Here is a 14380-nt window from a genome sequence, read left to right as displayed (position 1 = left end):
GCGTGGTCAAACCAGAGATTTACACCACAGTGTTAAGCCGATCACTTTCAGCCGAATGGCCTACCCCAGCACCATCGTACTCAACCGACAGGTGCAGCACCGCCGCCCCTGTTCGTCGAATACCACGATCTCCCAGCTCTGACTCGAACGCCCCAGATGCAGCGGCTGACATACCCCGCGCACCTTACCGTGAGAGACGGCGCGATGGTGCGTGGCGTTCAGCTCCGTGCCCACCACGCTCTGCCCGTCGCGGGTCATCAGAAAACCGGCCATTGAGCCCAGCGTTTCCGCCAGCGCCGCCGACGCCCCGCCGTGCAGCAGGCCAAACGGCTGATGGGTGCGCGCATCCACCGGCATCTCCGCTTCCAGCGTGTCGTCCCCGAGGCGGGTATAAACGATGCCCAGATGTGCCACAAGGGTGTTCACGCTGGTGGCGTTCAGTTCTTCAGGCGATAAATGACGTTTCCAGATCATCAGGCCCCCAGCGTGGAGCCGCCGTCCACCACAATATCCTGCAGGGTGATATGGCTGGCGGCATCGGATGCCAGGAACAGCACCGTGCTGGCAATCTCCTGCGGACGGGCAATCTTGCCCAGCGGAATACCGAGCTTGAACTGCTCGCCAAAGCCACGAATACGCTGCTGCTCCGCATCGTCGCTTTTCCACAGGGTGCGCTGCATGTCGGTGTTCGTTGAGCCCGGCGACACCAGGTTACAGCGCACGCCGCTGCCCGCCAGCTCCAGCCCGACGGTCAGGGCCAGGCTTTTCAGCGCCGCTTTCGAGGCACCGTAGGCGCTCATGCCGATGCGCGGCGCGTGTGCCGCGTCGGATGCCACAGTGACAATCGCCCCGCCCTGCTGACGGCGGAACTGGCCCATCGTCTGCTGGAACAGGTTGAACGCGCCGCCAACATTGACCGCAAAAGTCTGCTGCCAGTCCTCCTGCGAGAGCTGGTCCGTCGCCCCCATGCGCAGAATGCCCGCCGCGTTGACCAGCACGTCCAGACGTTCGAGGGTATTAAGCAAACGGCCACACGTATCGCTGACCTGAGCAAAATCCGCCACGTCCAGCGTCTCGGTGGCGAAGGGGTAATCGCCCTGCGGGAAGGCCAGGTCGAACCCGGTTACCTCTGCGCCCGCCTCCGCAAACGCCAGCGCCGTCGCGTAGCCAATCCCCTTCCCCGCGCCCGTTACCCAGACGGTTTTGCCGGTAAAATCAAAACCCATTACTTCACCTCGCGGGAGAGCAGCGCCCACCAGGCGTCGATTGTTGGATTTTTTGCCAGCATTACGAAATCGATATCGCCGTGCACTTTGCGCCAGCGGGCGGCCAGCGCCATCATGCGCACCGAGTCCAGACCGTAGTCGATCAGGTTTTCGTCATCCATCGGCTCGTCGGACTCGTCCAGTAAAGGCAGGATCAGCTCGCGCAGCGCGGCTTTCGAGGCCGGAACGGACGGCAGTAGTTCGTCGGTCATCACCACGCGGCCCGAGCGTCCTGCCACGTAGTTGAGCGACATCAGGTGCTCGTCGCGGGTAAAATCCGCCAGCGCGTCGGCAATGAAGAACGGCTTGATGTCGCGCATAAAGGCATCGGTGGCGGTGGTCATACAGCCGATATGGGCGTAAACGCCGGTAATCAGCAGCTGGTTGCGGCCCGTCTCTTTTAGCATCTGCTCCAGCGGCGAGCGGTGGAACGCGCTGTAGCGCCACTTCACCAGCACCGTGTCCGCTTCGTCCGGGGTCAGCTCAGCGACGATGCGCTGCTGCTCCGGCGAGCGGGTCAGGCCCGGCCCCCACATGTCGTTCAGCAGGGCGCGATCTTCGTCGCTCTGCTCTTTCGGCTGGGCGGTGTAGTACACCGGAATGTTGTGCGCTTTGCACCAGGCGCGCAGTCTGGCGATGTTCGCCACCACCTGCTGCATCATCGCGCTGTTTTCGCCCCAGAAGTTCAGGAAATACTCCTGCATATCGTGGATTAGCAGCGCGGCGCGTTCCGGCTCAAAGCTCCAGTTCACCTTGTTGGTCGGCAGCTCTGCGGCAGTCGGCAGCGCGTAAGCGGTTAATTTTGGAATGGCCATACTCTGTTCCTCAGCCCTGTGCCCGTTCAGCAAGCCACAGGCGCAGCTGTTTCTTATCGACTTTGCCGACCGGCGTTAACGGAAGCGCATCCACGCTCTCCACGCGGTCCGGCAGCTTAAATTCGGCAACGCCCTGCTCGCGCAGGAAACGACGCACCTCGACCGCGCGCAGGGGCTGTTTCACCACCAGATACGCGCAGCTTTTTTCGCCCAGCAGGCTGTCCTCCATGCTCACCAACGCGGCGTGGATCACCGCTTCGTGGCGCAGCAGCAGGTTTTCGATCTCTTCGGCGGCGATCTTCTCACCGCCGCGGTTGATCTGATCCTTCTCACGCCCCTGTACGGTGATGTAGCCCTGCTCGTCAATGGCGATCAGATCGCCGGAGCAGTAAAAGCCGTCGGCGTCGAAGGCGCTGGCGTTGTGTTCCGGGCTGTTGAAATAGCCGCGGAAGGTATACGGTCCGCGCGTCATCAAACGCCCGACCTCACCGCGCGGCAGCGGGTTGCCGTCCTCGTCCGCCACCCACACTTCGTCGTCCGGGCACATCGGGCGGCCCTGGGTATTGATGATGCGCTCCGGCGTATCGTCGAGCGCGGTATAGTTCACCAGCCCTTCGGCCATGCCGAACACCTGCTGAAGCTGGCAGCCGATTTCCGCCGGAATACGCGCCGCAAGCGTGGCGGACAGACGCGCGCCGCCCACCTGCAGCAGCTTCAGTGATTTAAGCTGCGCGTTGCCCGCCCCGTCGGCAATCGCCTGAAGCCAGAGGCTGACAGCAGGCGGCACCAGCGAGGTGACGTTAATCTGATGCTGTTCAATCAGCGGGAAGCAGAGCGTGGCGCTCGGATCGTTCGCCAGCACCACGCAGCCGCCTGCCGTGAAGACGCCCAGCGATCCCGGCGAGCTCATGGCATAGTTATGCGCCGCGGGCAGCGCGTTCAGGTAACGCGTTTCGGCGGTGATACCGCAGATCTCGTTGCTGCGGCGGATGCTGTAGTCGTAATCGTTGTGCGTGCGCGGGATCAGCTTCGGCGTGCCGGTGCTGCCGCCGGAGAGCTGGAAAAACGCTACTTCGTCGGCGGGCGTCGGGTTCGGAATGAAGTTGTCCGCCGGACGCGCAGTCGCCGCTTCCAGAGCATGTGCGCCCTTATCGCCGCGCAGCAGCACGGCGCGAACCGAGCGGTGTTCATCCACGAAGGTATTAAGAAAATCATCGCCCGCGAACAGGGCATGGTCGCGATCGGCGATCAGCACGGCGGGTTTGATCTGCACGGCGTAGGCGTTCAGCTCGCTGCGCTGATGGCTAAAGAGCGCGTTCACCGGCGCGACGCCGATCTGCAGCAGCGCGAAGAAGGTGATGTAGAACTCGGCCACGTTGCCGAGCTGCACCAGCGCGGTCTCGCCGCGGTGCAGCCCCTGCGCCTGAAGGGCGGACGCCAGATTGTTCACCGCCTGATGAAACGCGCGGTAGGTGATGCGCCGATCGCCGTCGATAATCGCCACGGCATCGCTGTCCGCATGGTCCGTCAGGATGTGGGTCAGCGGCAGATCCTGCCAGTAACCTTTTTCACGGTAGCGCCGGGCGAATTCCTCAGGCCAGCGGGTAAAGGGAATGGTCATGAGTGTTCCTTAGTGCAGGCCAAACACGTTGAGCATGGTGGAGAGCTTCACGCCGGTTTCGCGCCACTCGCCCACCGGCGAGGAGGCGGGGACAATGCCCGCGCCGGCAAACAGGCGAACGCTATTTTCGCGAAGACGCGCGCAGCGGATGGTCACCACCCACTCGCCGTTGCCTTCGCTGTCGCACCAGCCGACGATGCCGCCGAACAGCTCGCGGTCGAACGGCTCCAGCTCGGCGATCAGTTCTTTCGCCGCCTGATGCGGGAAACCGCTCAGAGCCGGGGTCGGGTGCAGCAGGCAGGCCAGGGTCAGGGCGTTTTCGTTCTCGCGCGCGTCACCTTCAACCGGCGTCGCCAGATGCCACAGCGTTGGCGTGGTGATGAGCTGCGGGGAAGACGGCATGCTCAGGCGGTGACTGCGCGGCGCCAGAATGGCCTTCATCGCCTGGGTGACCAGGTCGTGCTCGTGACGGTCCTTTTCGGAAGCCAGCAGCTTATTACCCGCTTCGCGATCCAGCACGTCGTCCGGCTGACGGCGCGCGGAGCCTGCCAGCGGCAGAGAGCTAAAGTGCCTGCCCTCTTTGCGCAGCAGCAGTTCCGGGCTGGCGCCGAGCAGCACGCCGCCGTCTTCCAGCGGCACGTGGAAGTTAAAGCTAGCCGGGTTCTGGGCGATCAGACGCTCCATCAGCGCGCCGCTGTCCATATGTTTGTCGGTGGCAATATCAATCAGACGCGACAGCACCACCTTGTTCACCTGCGGCGTGGCGGTCAGCGACGCGGCGCGGGCGACCATCTCTTCAAAAACGGGCTGAGCGGGGATCTCGGTGCGCTGTTCCACCTTCAGCGCCTGCGCGCCGGAGAAATAGCGCGCGGACTGCTGACGCGCAGGACGGGAAAACGTCTCCCAGCGTTGCGGAATAAACAGTGACGACGGCTTGCGGGTATCGAACGGGATGGCCCCTACCATGACGGGATGGGCGATGCCGCTGGCTTTTGCATTCCGGAAAGCCTGGGCTAATTTCTGCTGGAAGTGCCCTGCCGGATCGTCGCCGCCGACGGCAGGTTCAGAGAAGCGGGCAAAACAGCCTGAGGTAGTAAAACTGCGATAAGGCGACATAAAGAAAAAGCTGTCTGATTCCAGCGTGGTCGCGGCGTGCTGAACTTCCTCAGCCAGGGACGTGTCCATATCATCCTCCTCAAAATGATAAAAGAAGCAATAATGATTATCATTTATATTTTCGTCGGCTAACCTAATCCCACATCGCCCCGCTGTCAACCATCGGGTAAAGACTTGTGCGACAAACGCTTGCATCCCTCCCTCACAACCATGAAAATGAGAAGCATTATCTTCAACAAAAACAGGATGCCGCTCAGTGAAATTCCCTGCCGTTTGCCGCAATGCCCTCTTTTTGACAGGACTTTTTGTTTTAGGACTAACCTCAGCCACCGCCGCAGACTGGCCGCGCCAGGTGACCGACAGCCGCGGCGTGCATACGCTGGAGCGCAAACCGACGCGCATTGTCTCCACCAGCGTGACCTTAACCGGCTCCCTGCTGGCAATTGACGCGCCGGTCATCGCCAGCGGCGCAACCACGCCGAACAACCGCGTGGCGGATGCACAAGGTTTTCTGCGCCAGTGGGGTGATATCGCGAAACAGCGTAAGGTTGCGCGGCTGTACATCGGCGAGCCGAGCGCCGAAGCGGTAGCGGCGCAAATGCCGGACCTGATTTTGATCGGCGCCACCGGCGGGGATTCCGCGCTGGCGCTGTACGATCAGCTCTCCGCCATCGCCCCGACGCTTATCATTAATTACGACGACAAGAGCTGGCAGGCGCTACTGACCCAACTGGGCAGCATTACCGGACAGGAAAAACAGGCCGCAGAGCGCATTGCCGAGTTTGATAAACAGCTCGCGCAGGTGAAAGAGCAGATGAAGCTGCCGCCGCAGCCGGTGAACGCCATCGTCTACACCGCCGCCGCGCACAGCGCCAACCTGTGGACCGCGGAATCGGCGCAGGGCAAGCTGCTGCACCAGCTGGGCTTTACGCTGGCCGCTCTGCCCGCCGGGCTGCACACGTCAAAAAGTCAGGGCAAACGCCACGACATTATCCAGTTAGGTGGGGAAAACCTGGCGACGGGGCTGAACGGCGAAGGGCTGTTTGTGTTTGCCGGCGACCAGAAAGACGTGGATGCGATTTACGCCAACCCGCTGCTGGCGCATCTACCTTCGGTGAAAAACAAACGGGTTTGGGCATTGGGAACCGAGACGTTCCGCCTGGATTATTACAGCGCGATGCTGGTGTTAGACAGATTGAATGCGTTGTTTAAGTAGGTATTTTCCCTCCCTCTCCCTGTGGGAGAGGGCCGGGGTGAGGGCATCAGGCCGCACCGTCGTTCAACACACTCTCCTGCCTGAACCGGCGCAATTCTGCCAACGTCATTAATAAAATCACACCAATAATTGCCAATACAAACCCGCTGCTGCTCGCCGACGCCACCGGGGTCATCATCGCCCCCAGCCCACCGAGGATCGCCGCGCCAATCGCATCGCCCGTGACGTTCTGCGCCGTCCACAGGCCGTTAATGCGCCCGAGCATGCCTTCCGGCGTCTGGGTCTGGATCAGGGTGTACTGAAGCAATGAGCTGATGGCGCTCAGCCAGCCGAAAATCACCAGGCACAGTACGCCCAGCGCCCACACCGGCATCAGGCTAAAGAAGCCGATGGCGATAAACGAGGCCAGCGTGGCAAGCAGCATAATCAGCCCCGGACGCGCGCTCTGCGCCAGGTTGCCGCTGGTCAGCGCCCCGCACGCCGCGCCGAGCGGAATGGCGGCGTACAGCACGCCAATCTCCGAGGCGCTCATCTGCCACTCGCCCGCCAGCGCCGGGTAGAGCACGCGCACGGCGCTCGCCATCGTCAGCAGGCCGCCGAGCAGCGCAATGCCGCCAATCAGCGGGTTGCTGAACAGGAAACGAATCGCGGCCATCAGCGATTTCAGAGGATGCTCGCGCGGCTGCGGCGGAGGTGGCAGCAGCGGCAGGCGCAGCAGCGTTAGCGTGGTGATAAAGGTCCCCGCCGCCGCCAGCCCGTAGTTCCACGCCACGTTGCCAGTCGCCAGCAGCAGGCCGCCCACCATTGGTGAAATCACCGAGCCGAGGCGCACGGTGAGCATGGTGATCGCCCCCGCCTGCATCAGATTCTCGCGCCCGACCAGCGCGGGCGTTGCCGCCAGCAGCGCCGTCACGCCTAACGAGGCGAAGAAGCCGTCCCACAGCCCCAGGGCATAAATGGCAATCAGCGACGGCTCCGGCAGCATCGCGTTCAGACACAGCCCGATAAAGCCCACGCCGCAGGTGCCGCGCGCCAGCAGGATCAGCTTTTTACGCTCGTAGCGGTCCGCCAGAACGCCGCCGACCATCAGGCCGATGAACATCGCCCCGCCGGTTAAGGTGACGGATAACCCCACCAGCCAGCTGGAGTGCGTCATGGTCTGGATCTGGACCGGCACGGCCACGCCGAGCAGGCCGAGGGACAAAATGGAGATAAAGCGAGCGATAAACACGGCGCGATACGCCGGGTGCGTTTTCAGCAGGCTGAGGTTGAGCAGCCAGGATTTTTGATTCATGACAAAGCCTTGAGTCTATTTCTACCCATTCAATGGGCGCACATGCTAACATAGCCAAATAAGATAGATAACGATAATCACTATCATTATCAAATCATGGATGTTGCTATGTCGTTTTCCTCTTCTGTGGTGCGCGCCGCTGCCGCGCCCGTTTTACTGCTGCTCCTGAGCCTTGCGGTTGCACTCAGCCTGCTGATCGGCGCGAAGCCGATGCCCGCGTCCGTTATCGTTGATGCGCTTACCGGCACCTGCCAGAGCGCAGACTGCATTATCGTGCTCGACGCCCGACTGCCACGCACGCTTGCCGGGCTGCTGGCGGGTGGCGCGCTTGGCCTTGCCGGTGCCCTGATGCAAACCCTTACCCGCAACCCGCTGGCGGACCCCGGCATTCTCGGCGTCAACTCCGGCGCCAGCTTTGCCATCGTGCTCGGCGCGGCGCTGTTCGGGTTGACGTCGCCCACCCAACAGCTGGTGATGGCCTTCTGCGGCGCGCTGGCCGCCTCGCTGGTCGTCGCCTTTACCGGGAGCCAGGGCGGCGGGCAGCTGAGTCCGGTACGCCTGACGCTGGCGGGCGTGGCGCTCGCGGCAGTGCTGGAAGGCTTGTCCAACGGCATCGCCCTGCTCAACCCGGACGTCTACGACCAGCTGCGCTTCTGGCAGGCTGGCTCGCTGGATATCCGCACCCTCGACACGCTGAAAGTGGTGGCGATCCCGGTCGCTATCGCTGCCGCCGTGACGCTGTTTTTGAGCCGATCGCTCAACAGCCTGAGCCTCGGCAGCGACACCGCCACCGCCCTCGGCAATCAGGTGGCGCGCACGCAGCTGATTGGTCTTCTGGCGATCACGGTTCTGTGCGGCAGCGCGACCGCGGTAGTCGGCCCGATCGCCTTTATTGGTCTGATGATGCCGCACATGGCGCGCTGGCTGGTGGGGGCGGATCACCGCTGGTCGCTGCCGGTGACGCTGCTGGCAACCCCTGCCCTGCTGCTGTTTGCCGACGTGCTGGGCCGCCTGCTGGTACCCGGCGAGCTGCGCGTCTCGGTGGTCAGCGCCTTTATCGGCGCACCGGTGCTGATCTTCCTGGTTCGTCGTAAACGCGGAGGTGGCGCATGATGGCCCCGTCCCGCCGTTTACTGACCAGCGTCTCGCTGCTGCTTCTCGCCATTCTGCTGCTGGCGGTCTGGAGCCTGCGCAGCGGCGCGGTGTCGCTCGACTTTACTCAGGTGGTTAACGCCCTGCTCGGCAGCGCGCCGCGCAACGTCACCATGGTGGTGACGGAGTGGCGACTGCCGCGCGTGGCGATGGCGATTCTGGTCGGGGCGGCGCTAGGCGTGAGCGGTGCGATATTCCAGTCGCTGATGCGTAACCCGCTCGGCAGCCCGGACGTGATGGGCCTCAATACCGGGGCCTGGAGCGGCGTGCTGGTGGCGATGGTGCTGTTTGGTCAGCACCTGACGGCGATTACCTTTACGGCGATGGCGGGCGGCATTCTGACGTCCTTACTGATCTGGGCGCTGGCCTGGCGCAACGGCATCGACACCTTCCGCCTGATCGTCATCGGGATCGGCATCCGCGCCATGCTGATGGCCTTTAACACCTGGCTTTTACTGCAGGCCTCGCTGGAAACCGCGCTCTCCGCCGGGCTGTGGTACGCCGGCTCCCTCAACGGCCTGACGTGGGGCAAAACCTGGCCCGCCGCGCCGCTGATTGTGCTGATGTTTATCGGCGCGCTGCTGCTGGTGCGGCGTATGCGTCTGCTGGAGATGGGCGACGACAGCGCCTGCGCGCTGGGCGTGGGCGTCGAGCGCTCGCGCCTGATGCTGATGCTGGTCGCCGTACTGCTGACCGCCGCCTCCACCGCGATTGCCGGGCCGATTTCGTTTATCGCCCTCGTGGCACCGCACATCGCCCGCCGCCTTAGCGGGACGGCGCGCTGGGGCTTAACCCAGGCGGCGCTGTGCGGTGCGCTGCTGCTGCTGGCCGCCGATCTCTGCGCCCAGCGGCTGTTTATGCCTTATCAACTGCCGGTGGGCGTAGTGACCGTCAGCCTCGGCGGGATTTACCTCATCGTCTTGCTCGTTCAGGAGTCACGCAAGAAATGACAGATTCAACCACCCGCTTGCGCGGCGAAAACCTCACCCTCGGCTACGGCAAAAAAATCATTGCCCGTGACTTATCCGTTGCCATTCCGGACGGCCACTTCACCGCGATTATCGGGCCGAACGGCTGCGGTAAATCGACTCTGCTGCGCACGCTGAGCCGCCTGATGACGCCGGCTGAGGGCAGCGTGTTCCTCGACGGGGAGCAGATCCAGCGCTTCGCCAGCAAAGAGGTGGCCAAGCGCATCGGGCTGCTGGCGCAAAACGCCACCACGCCGGGAGACATCACGGTGCAGGAGCTGGTCTCACGCGGGCGCTACCCGCACCAGCCGCTGTTTACCCGCTGGCGCAAAGAGGACGACGAGGCGGTGAACCGCGCGATGCAGGCGACGGGAATTACCGATCTCGCCCGGCAAAGCGTGGACACACTCTCCGGCGGGCAGCGTCAGCGCGCGTGGATCGCGATGGTGCTGGCGCAGGAGACCTCCATCATGTTGCTGGACGAGCCGACGACCTGGCTCGACATCAGCCATCAGATTGACCTGCTGGAGCTACTGAGCGAGCTGAACCGCACTCAGGGGTATACCCTGGCGGCGGTGCTGCACGACTTAAACCAGGCGTGCCGCTACGCTACGCATCTGATTGCCCTGCGAGACGGTGAGATTGTGGCTCAGGGCGCGCCGAAAGAGATTGTGACGCCGGATCTGATCGAGAGGATCTACGGCATGCGCTGCATGATTATTGACGATCCGGTAGCGGGCACGCCTCTGGTGGTGCCGTTAGGTCGGCGGTAATTGCCGGGTGGCGGCTACGCCTTACCCGGCCTACACTCGGCTCCCGTAGGCCGGGTAAGGCGCAGCCGCCACCCGGCGCTTTTGACGTTACCCCAATATATCCTTCAACACTGGCCCAATTTTCTCAAACGCCTGCGGTGAAATAATATCCACGTGGGCGCAGTCCTGGCTGTACACCTCAAGCTCCGCCACCCACGGCGCCCACGCGACCTGCGGATCCATCGTTCGCGTACGTTCGGCGACAAACAGCGTCGCTTTGCCGTCAAACCGCGCGCTGTGCGCCGTGGTGAGCAGCCGTACCGCGTCGGCGTAGTTGCCTTCGATAGCGTTAAACAGCTCGCTGGAGCCCTGCCCCTGCTGCGCGGCGATAAACGCCTGACGCTCGCGCTCAATTTCCGCCAACACCTCCGGGTCGAGGCCGTTGGCCTCTTTCTCCGCCCAGTTCTGGGTTTCCGGCGGCCAGGTGTCCAGCAGTCCGAGGAAGGCCACCTCTTCACCCAACTCGCGCAGACGCGCAGCAATGCCCTGCGCCAGCGTGCCGCCGAGAGAATAGCCGAACAGATAATATGGCCCCTGTGGCTGCTGCTTACGCAACGTATTCAGGTGATGCTCAATCACCCCATCCAGATCCGCACACTGCTGCATCGGCCCCTCTGGTCGAGGAGACTGAATGCCGGTAATTGACCAGCGCGGACTGAGGTAGCGCGCCAGCACGCTAAACTGCCAGGCAAAACCGGACGCAGGATGGAAGCAGAACAGCGTCGGGCCGTTGCCTTCGCGCAGCGGCAGCAGGGTTTCATAGCCCAGACGCTGCGCCTGCTCGTCGCTCATCTGTGAATCCAGCAGCGCGCTGAGCTTGCTCACCGTCGAGGCGACCATAATCTGCCCCGGCGTCACCTTGCGCTCGAACACGCGGCTAAGCTGCGCCGCCAGGCGCATCGCCAGCAGCGAGTGTCCGCCGAGGGCAAAGAAGTCGGCTTCGATATCGTTGACCTCACAGCCCAGCAGGGCGGAGAAAGCCTGCGCGACGGCGGTTTCGGTTTCCGTCTCCGGCGCGCGGCCGGAGGTTTTGCTGGTCAGCTCCGGCAGCGGCAGCGCCTTGCGGTCGAGCTTGCCGTTGGCGCTGAGCGGCAGCGTACTGATTTGCAGCAGCACCACCGGCACCATATGCGGCGGCAACTGGGCTTTGAGCGATTCCAGCAGCGCGTCGCGGTCCAGCGGTAAACCGGATTCGGAGACCACATACCCCACCAGCTGGCGGGCATCGCCTCCCGTCGCCGCCGCCTGGTTGAACACGCAGGCGTGGGCGACGGCCTGGGCCACGTCCGGCAGCGCGAGCATCGCCCGGTCGATTTCGCCCAGCTCGATGCGCTGGCCGCGGATTTTTAACTGATCGTCGCTGCGGCCCAGATACTCCACCGCGCCGTTGTCCAGCCAGCGGGCGACGTCACCGGTACGATACATCCGCTCGCCCGGCGCAAACGGGTCGGCAATAAAGCGGCTGGCGGTGAGGTCCGGACGGCCCAGATACCCCTGTGCCAGCTGAATGCCGGTGAGATACAGATCCCCCGCCACGCCAAACGGCACCGGGCGCATCATCGCGTCCAGAATGCGCAGCCCCGTGTTCCACACCGGGAAGCCGATCGGCACGCTGTTGCCCTCCACCGCCGCCAGCTCGGGACCATAAGCCGGATACCAGCTGACGTCCACCGCCGCTTCCGTTGGGCCATAGAGGTTGTGCAGCGGCGCATGGGTTAACTGCTCCCACTCGCGGCACAGCTCGGTCGGCAGCGCTTCGCCGCTGCAGAACACCTGCTTAAGGGTTTTGCAGCACGCCACGTTTTCCGGCGTCAGCGAGGCGACAAAGGCCGCCAGCATCGACGGCACGAAGTGGGTGGTGGTCACGCCGTACTGCGCGAAGAAGCTCTGCATCGCCTGCGGATCGCGGTGCGCGTCCGGCTCTGCCATCACCAGCTTCGCCCCGGCGATAAACGGCCACCAGAACTCCCACACCGATACGTCAAAGCTGCACGGCGTTTTCTGCGCCACCACGTCCGTCGCGTCCAGAGGGTAGTGATCCTGCATCCACTTCAGGCGGTTAACGATGGCGGTATGGCCGACCATGACCCCTTTCGGGCGCCCCGTCGAACCGGAGGTAAAGATGATGTACGCCGTCTGCTCCGGCCTGGCCAGGCGCAGCGGTTCCACCTCCGCAGCCGGTAACAGTGTGTTGTAACTAAATGCCGTAATCGGCAGATCGCTAAAGCGCGAACGCTGTTCGTCGGTAGTAATGAGCAACGAAGGTTTGGCATCTTCCAGCATCATCCGCAGGCGGTCGTCCGGGTAGCCGGTGTCGAGCGGCAGCCACGCGGCACCGGCCTCAACGATGCCGTGCAGCGCCAGGGTCAGGAACACCGAGCGCGGGAGTGCCACCGCCACACTGTCGCCCGGCTTCACGCCGCGCGCGCGCAGCAGGTTTGCCAGCGCGATCACCTGCTCGCGCATCTCACGATAGCTAAGCTCAATATGCGCGTCCGCCAGCGCGGGGGCGTCCGGCGTTTTGCTCGCCTGCTCCGCCACCAGATCCGCCAGCGTGGTGGACGGCAGCGCCAGCCCGGTATCGTTGATGCGAGCCAGCTGCTGATATTCCTGCTCTGAAACGGTTTCCACTTCGCCACAGCGCAGGTCCGGGTTGGCCGCAAACTGCAGCAGCATCGCGTTCAGACGCGCGACGTGGCGGATGAGCGTCACTTCATCGTAACGCTGTTTATTGGCGAGGATCTCAATACTCAGGCCACCCTGCTCGTCCGGGAACAGCGCCAGCTCCAGATCGTTCACCGGGCCGGTTGCCAGCGTGTGGGTGATGGCCTCCACGTCGTCGATATCCAGCTGATAATCGAATACCTTGACGTTCAGCACCGGGCCAAATAACGCTTCGTCGCCTGCGGCGCGCCCGCCGTCGCGCACGATCTGCTCGGCGTCGTAGCGCTGGTGACGGCGCATTTTTTTCAGCTGGTTCGCCAGGCGCAGCGCCAGCGCCGGCAGACTCTCCTGCGGGTTGATATTCACCGCCAGCGGCAGGACGTTGAGCACCGGTCCGGTCGCGGTCAGCGCGGCGGAGCCCATGCGGCGCATAAAGATAAACCCGGCGGCGTAATCCAGGCGCCCGGTCAGGCGGCCCAGCCACAGCGCCACCAGCGCAAGGGCCAGATCGGTGCGCTGCGTCTGCCCTGCCGCCTGCGTAAGCTGGCTAAAGGCGCGAGCGTCCGTTGCAATTTTCAGGCGCAGGATATCGGTGGTGGCGGCGCGTCCCGGCAGCGGCGCGGAAGAGAGCGAGACCGGAGAAGGAAGCTGCCTGCGCTGCGCTGCCCAGAAGGCGCCGTCGCGCTGATACGCCTCGCTTTGACGGTAGCGCTGGTACTCCTCCACCACTTCGGCAAACGGCGTAAACGGGGATGCGGGCGTCGGTTCACCCTTTTTCCACACGGCGTAAATCGCGGCGATCTGCCGGGTAATGGCCGGGAAGCTGAAGCCATCCACCACCAGATGGTGATAGCGCTGATACCAGTACCAGTGGCTTTCCCCCACCTGAATCAGCTGGTGAAACGCCAGCGGCTGACCGCTTTCTACGCGCAGGTTTTGATTGAGATCGGCCTCCATCAGCGCCACGGCATCTTCATGAGAGGTAACGCGAACGATGGACGGCTCCGGCAGAATGAGGGCGTCATCCACCCATTGCCACACCTCGCCGTTATCCTCGGCAAAACGCATCCGCAGGGTATCGGCCTGCATCATGCCTTCAGCGATGGCTTTAGCCAGCAACGGCGCGTCGATATCGCCTTTCAGCTCGGTGTAGTGCGCCACGCTCCAGGCGTTTGGCAGGGAGGAAAGCTGTTCCGCCATCCAGATACCCGGCTGGGCGGCGACGAGAGGTAGACGGTTCATGCGCTCCCCTCCGCAAAATGGGACGGTTCAAGCGTGCGCCAGCGTTCGGCCAGCCACTGCTGGCACGCCTCCTGAGACTGTGCCTCGCACACCACGCGCCAGCCCGCGGGCAGTTCGCACTGCTGCGGCCACAGGCTGTACTGGCCCTGGTCGTTTTGCAAAATGGCGAACTGTCCCTGCGGATTATCGAAAGGATTGCTGAATTCCATACAGAC

General features: G+C 63.4%; 12 protein-coding genes. 4 read left to right on the top strand and 8 right to left on the bottom strand.

Annotated elements, in window-relative coordinates:
* Positions 1-60: 60 nt before the first annotated feature.
* From entH to entC, 5 genes are read right to left on the bottom strand one after another with little or no spacing between them, the layout of a single operon-like run.
* Positions 61-474, bottom strand: a complete 414-nt coding sequence (gene entH / locus HBM95_06200; protein ID NIH42531.1) for a proofreading thioesterase EntH — start codon at positions 472-474, stop codon at positions 61-63.
* A complete protein-coding gene (gene dhbA, locus HBM95_06195) occupies positions 474-1226 on the bottom strand; it encodes a 2,3-dihydro-2,3-dihydroxybenzoate dehydrogenase (GenBank protein ID NIH42530.1) in 753 nt (250 codons plus the stop codon). The genes entH and dhbA overlap by 1 nt, the downstream gene beginning before the upstream one ends.
* Positions 1226-2080, bottom strand: a complete 855-nt coding sequence (locus HBM95_06190) for an isochorismatase (protein NIH42529.1) — start codon at positions 2078-2080, stop codon at positions 1226-1228. The genes dhbA and HBM95_06190 overlap by 1 nt, the downstream gene beginning before the upstream one ends.
* A gap of 10 nt (positions 2081-2090) precedes the next feature.
* The gene (gene entE / locus HBM95_06185) at positions 2091-3701 is read right to left on the bottom strand and encodes a (2,3-dihydroxybenzoyl)adenylate synthase (protein ID NIH42528.1); all 1611 of its coding nucleotides are present in this window, start codon (positions 3699-3701) and stop codon (positions 2091-2093) included.
* 9 nt (positions 3702-3710) lie between these two features.
* Entirely contained in the window at positions 3711-4886 is a 1176-nt protein-coding gene (entC, locus tag HBM95_06180; protein ID NIH42527.1) for an isochorismate synthase EntC, read from the bottom strand.
* 187 nt (positions 4887-5073) lie between these two features.
* Here entC and fepB point away from each other — a divergent pair, with 187 nt between their 5' ends.
* The gene (gene fepB / locus HBM95_06175) at positions 5074-6033 is read left to right on the top strand and encodes a Fe2+-enterobactin ABC transporter substrate-binding protein (GenBank protein ID NIH42526.1); all 960 of its coding nucleotides are present in this window, start codon (positions 5074-5076) and stop codon (positions 6031-6033) included.
* A 46-nt stretch (positions 6034-6079) separates the two neighbouring features.
* Here the strand turns inward: fepB and entS are convergent, their stop codons facing one another.
* Complete coding sequence (gene entS, locus HBM95_06170; GenBank protein NIH42525.1) at positions 6080-7327, bottom strand: enterobactin transporter EntS; 1248 nt, start codon at positions 7325-7327, stop codon at positions 6080-6082.
* A 108-nt stretch (positions 7328-7435) separates the two neighbouring features.
* Here entS and fepD point away from each other — a divergent pair, with 108 nt between their 5' ends.
* From fepD to fepC, 3 genes are read left to right on the top strand one after another with little or no spacing between them, the layout of a single operon-like run.
* Positions 7436-8440, top strand: coding sequence for a Fe(3+)-siderophore ABC transporter permease (gene fepD, locus HBM95_06165; protein ID NIH42524.1), 1005 nt, complete (start codon positions 7436-7438; stop codon positions 8438-8440).
* Complete coding sequence (fepG, locus tag HBM95_06160) at positions 8440-9429, top strand: iron-enterobactin ABC transporter permease (GenBank protein NIH42523.1); 990 nt, start codon at positions 8440-8442, stop codon at positions 9427-9429. The genes fepD and fepG overlap by 1 nt, the downstream gene beginning before the upstream one ends.
* A complete protein-coding gene (gene fepC, locus HBM95_06155) occupies positions 9426-10220 on the top strand; it encodes an iron-enterobactin ABC transporter ATP-binding protein (GenBank protein ID NIH42522.1) in 795 nt (264 codons plus the stop codon). The genes fepG and fepC overlap by 4 nt, the downstream gene beginning before the upstream one ends.
* 87 nt (positions 10221-10307) lie before the next feature.
* Here the strand turns inward: fepC and entF are convergent, their stop codons facing one another.
* The gene (gene entF / locus HBM95_06150) at positions 10308-14165 is read right to left on the bottom strand and encodes an enterobactin non-ribosomal peptide synthetase EntF (GenBank protein ID NIH42521.1); all 3858 of its coding nucleotides are present in this window, start codon (positions 14163-14165) and stop codon (positions 10308-10310) included.
* Positions 14162-14374: an MbtH family protein gene (locus tag HBM95_06145; GenBank protein ID NIH42520.1), complete on the bottom strand. Its 213-nt coding sequence runs from the start codon at positions 14372-14374 to the stop codon at positions 14162-14164. Before HBM95_06145 ends, entF begins: the two co-directional genes overlap by 4 nt.
* Positions 14375-14380 lie beyond the last annotated feature (6 nt).

This window comes from Enterobacter asburiae, assembly GCA_011754535.1.
Lineage (GTDB): Bacteria > Pseudomonadota > Gammaproteobacteria > Enterobacterales > Enterobacteriaceae > Enterobacter > Enterobacter cloacae_N.
Note: the sequence above shows the minus strand (reverse complement) of the source record. Positions and strands in the feature narration are given on the sequence as shown.

Coding starts and splice junctions, on each gene's coding strand:
- entH (NIH42531.1), bottom strand. CDS start 474: ATGATCTGGAAACGTCATTTATCGCCTGAAGAACTGAACGCCACCAGC.
- dhbA (NIH42530.1), bottom strand. CDS start 1,226: ATGGGTTTTGATTTTACCGGCAAAACCGTCTGGGTAACGGGCGCGGGG.
- HBM95_06190 (NIH42529.1), bottom strand. CDS start 2,080: ATGGCCATTCCAAAATTAACCGCTTACGCGCTGCCGACTGCCGCAGAG.
- entE (NIH42528.1), bottom strand. CDS start 3,701: ATGACCATTCCCTTTACCCGCTGGCCTGAGGAATTCGCCCGGCGCTAC.
- entC (NIH42527.1), bottom strand. CDS start 4,886: ATGGACACGTCCCTGGCTGAGGAAGTTCAGCACGCCGCGACCACGCTG.
- entS (NIH42525.1), bottom strand. CDS start 7,327: ATGAATCAAAAATCCTGGCTGCTCAACCTCAGCCTGCTGAAAACGCAC.
- fepD (NIH42524.1), top strand. CDS start 7,436: ATGTCGTTTTCCTCTTCTGTGGTGCGCGCCGCTGCCGCGCCCGTTTTA.
- fepG (NIH42523.1), top strand. CDS start 8,440: ATGGCCCCGTCCCGCCGTTTACTGACCAGCGTCTCGCTGCTGCTTCTC.
- fepC (NIH42522.1), top strand. CDS start 9,426: ATGACAGATTCAACCACCCGCTTGCGCGGCGAAAACCTCACCCTCGGC.
- entF (NIH42521.1), bottom strand. CDS start 14,165: ATGAACCGTCTACCTCTCGTCGCCGCCCAGCCGGGTATCTGGATGGCG.
- HBM95_06145 (NIH42520.1), bottom strand. CDS start 14,374: ATGGAATTCAGCAATCCTTTCGATAATCCGCAGGGACAGTTCGCCATT.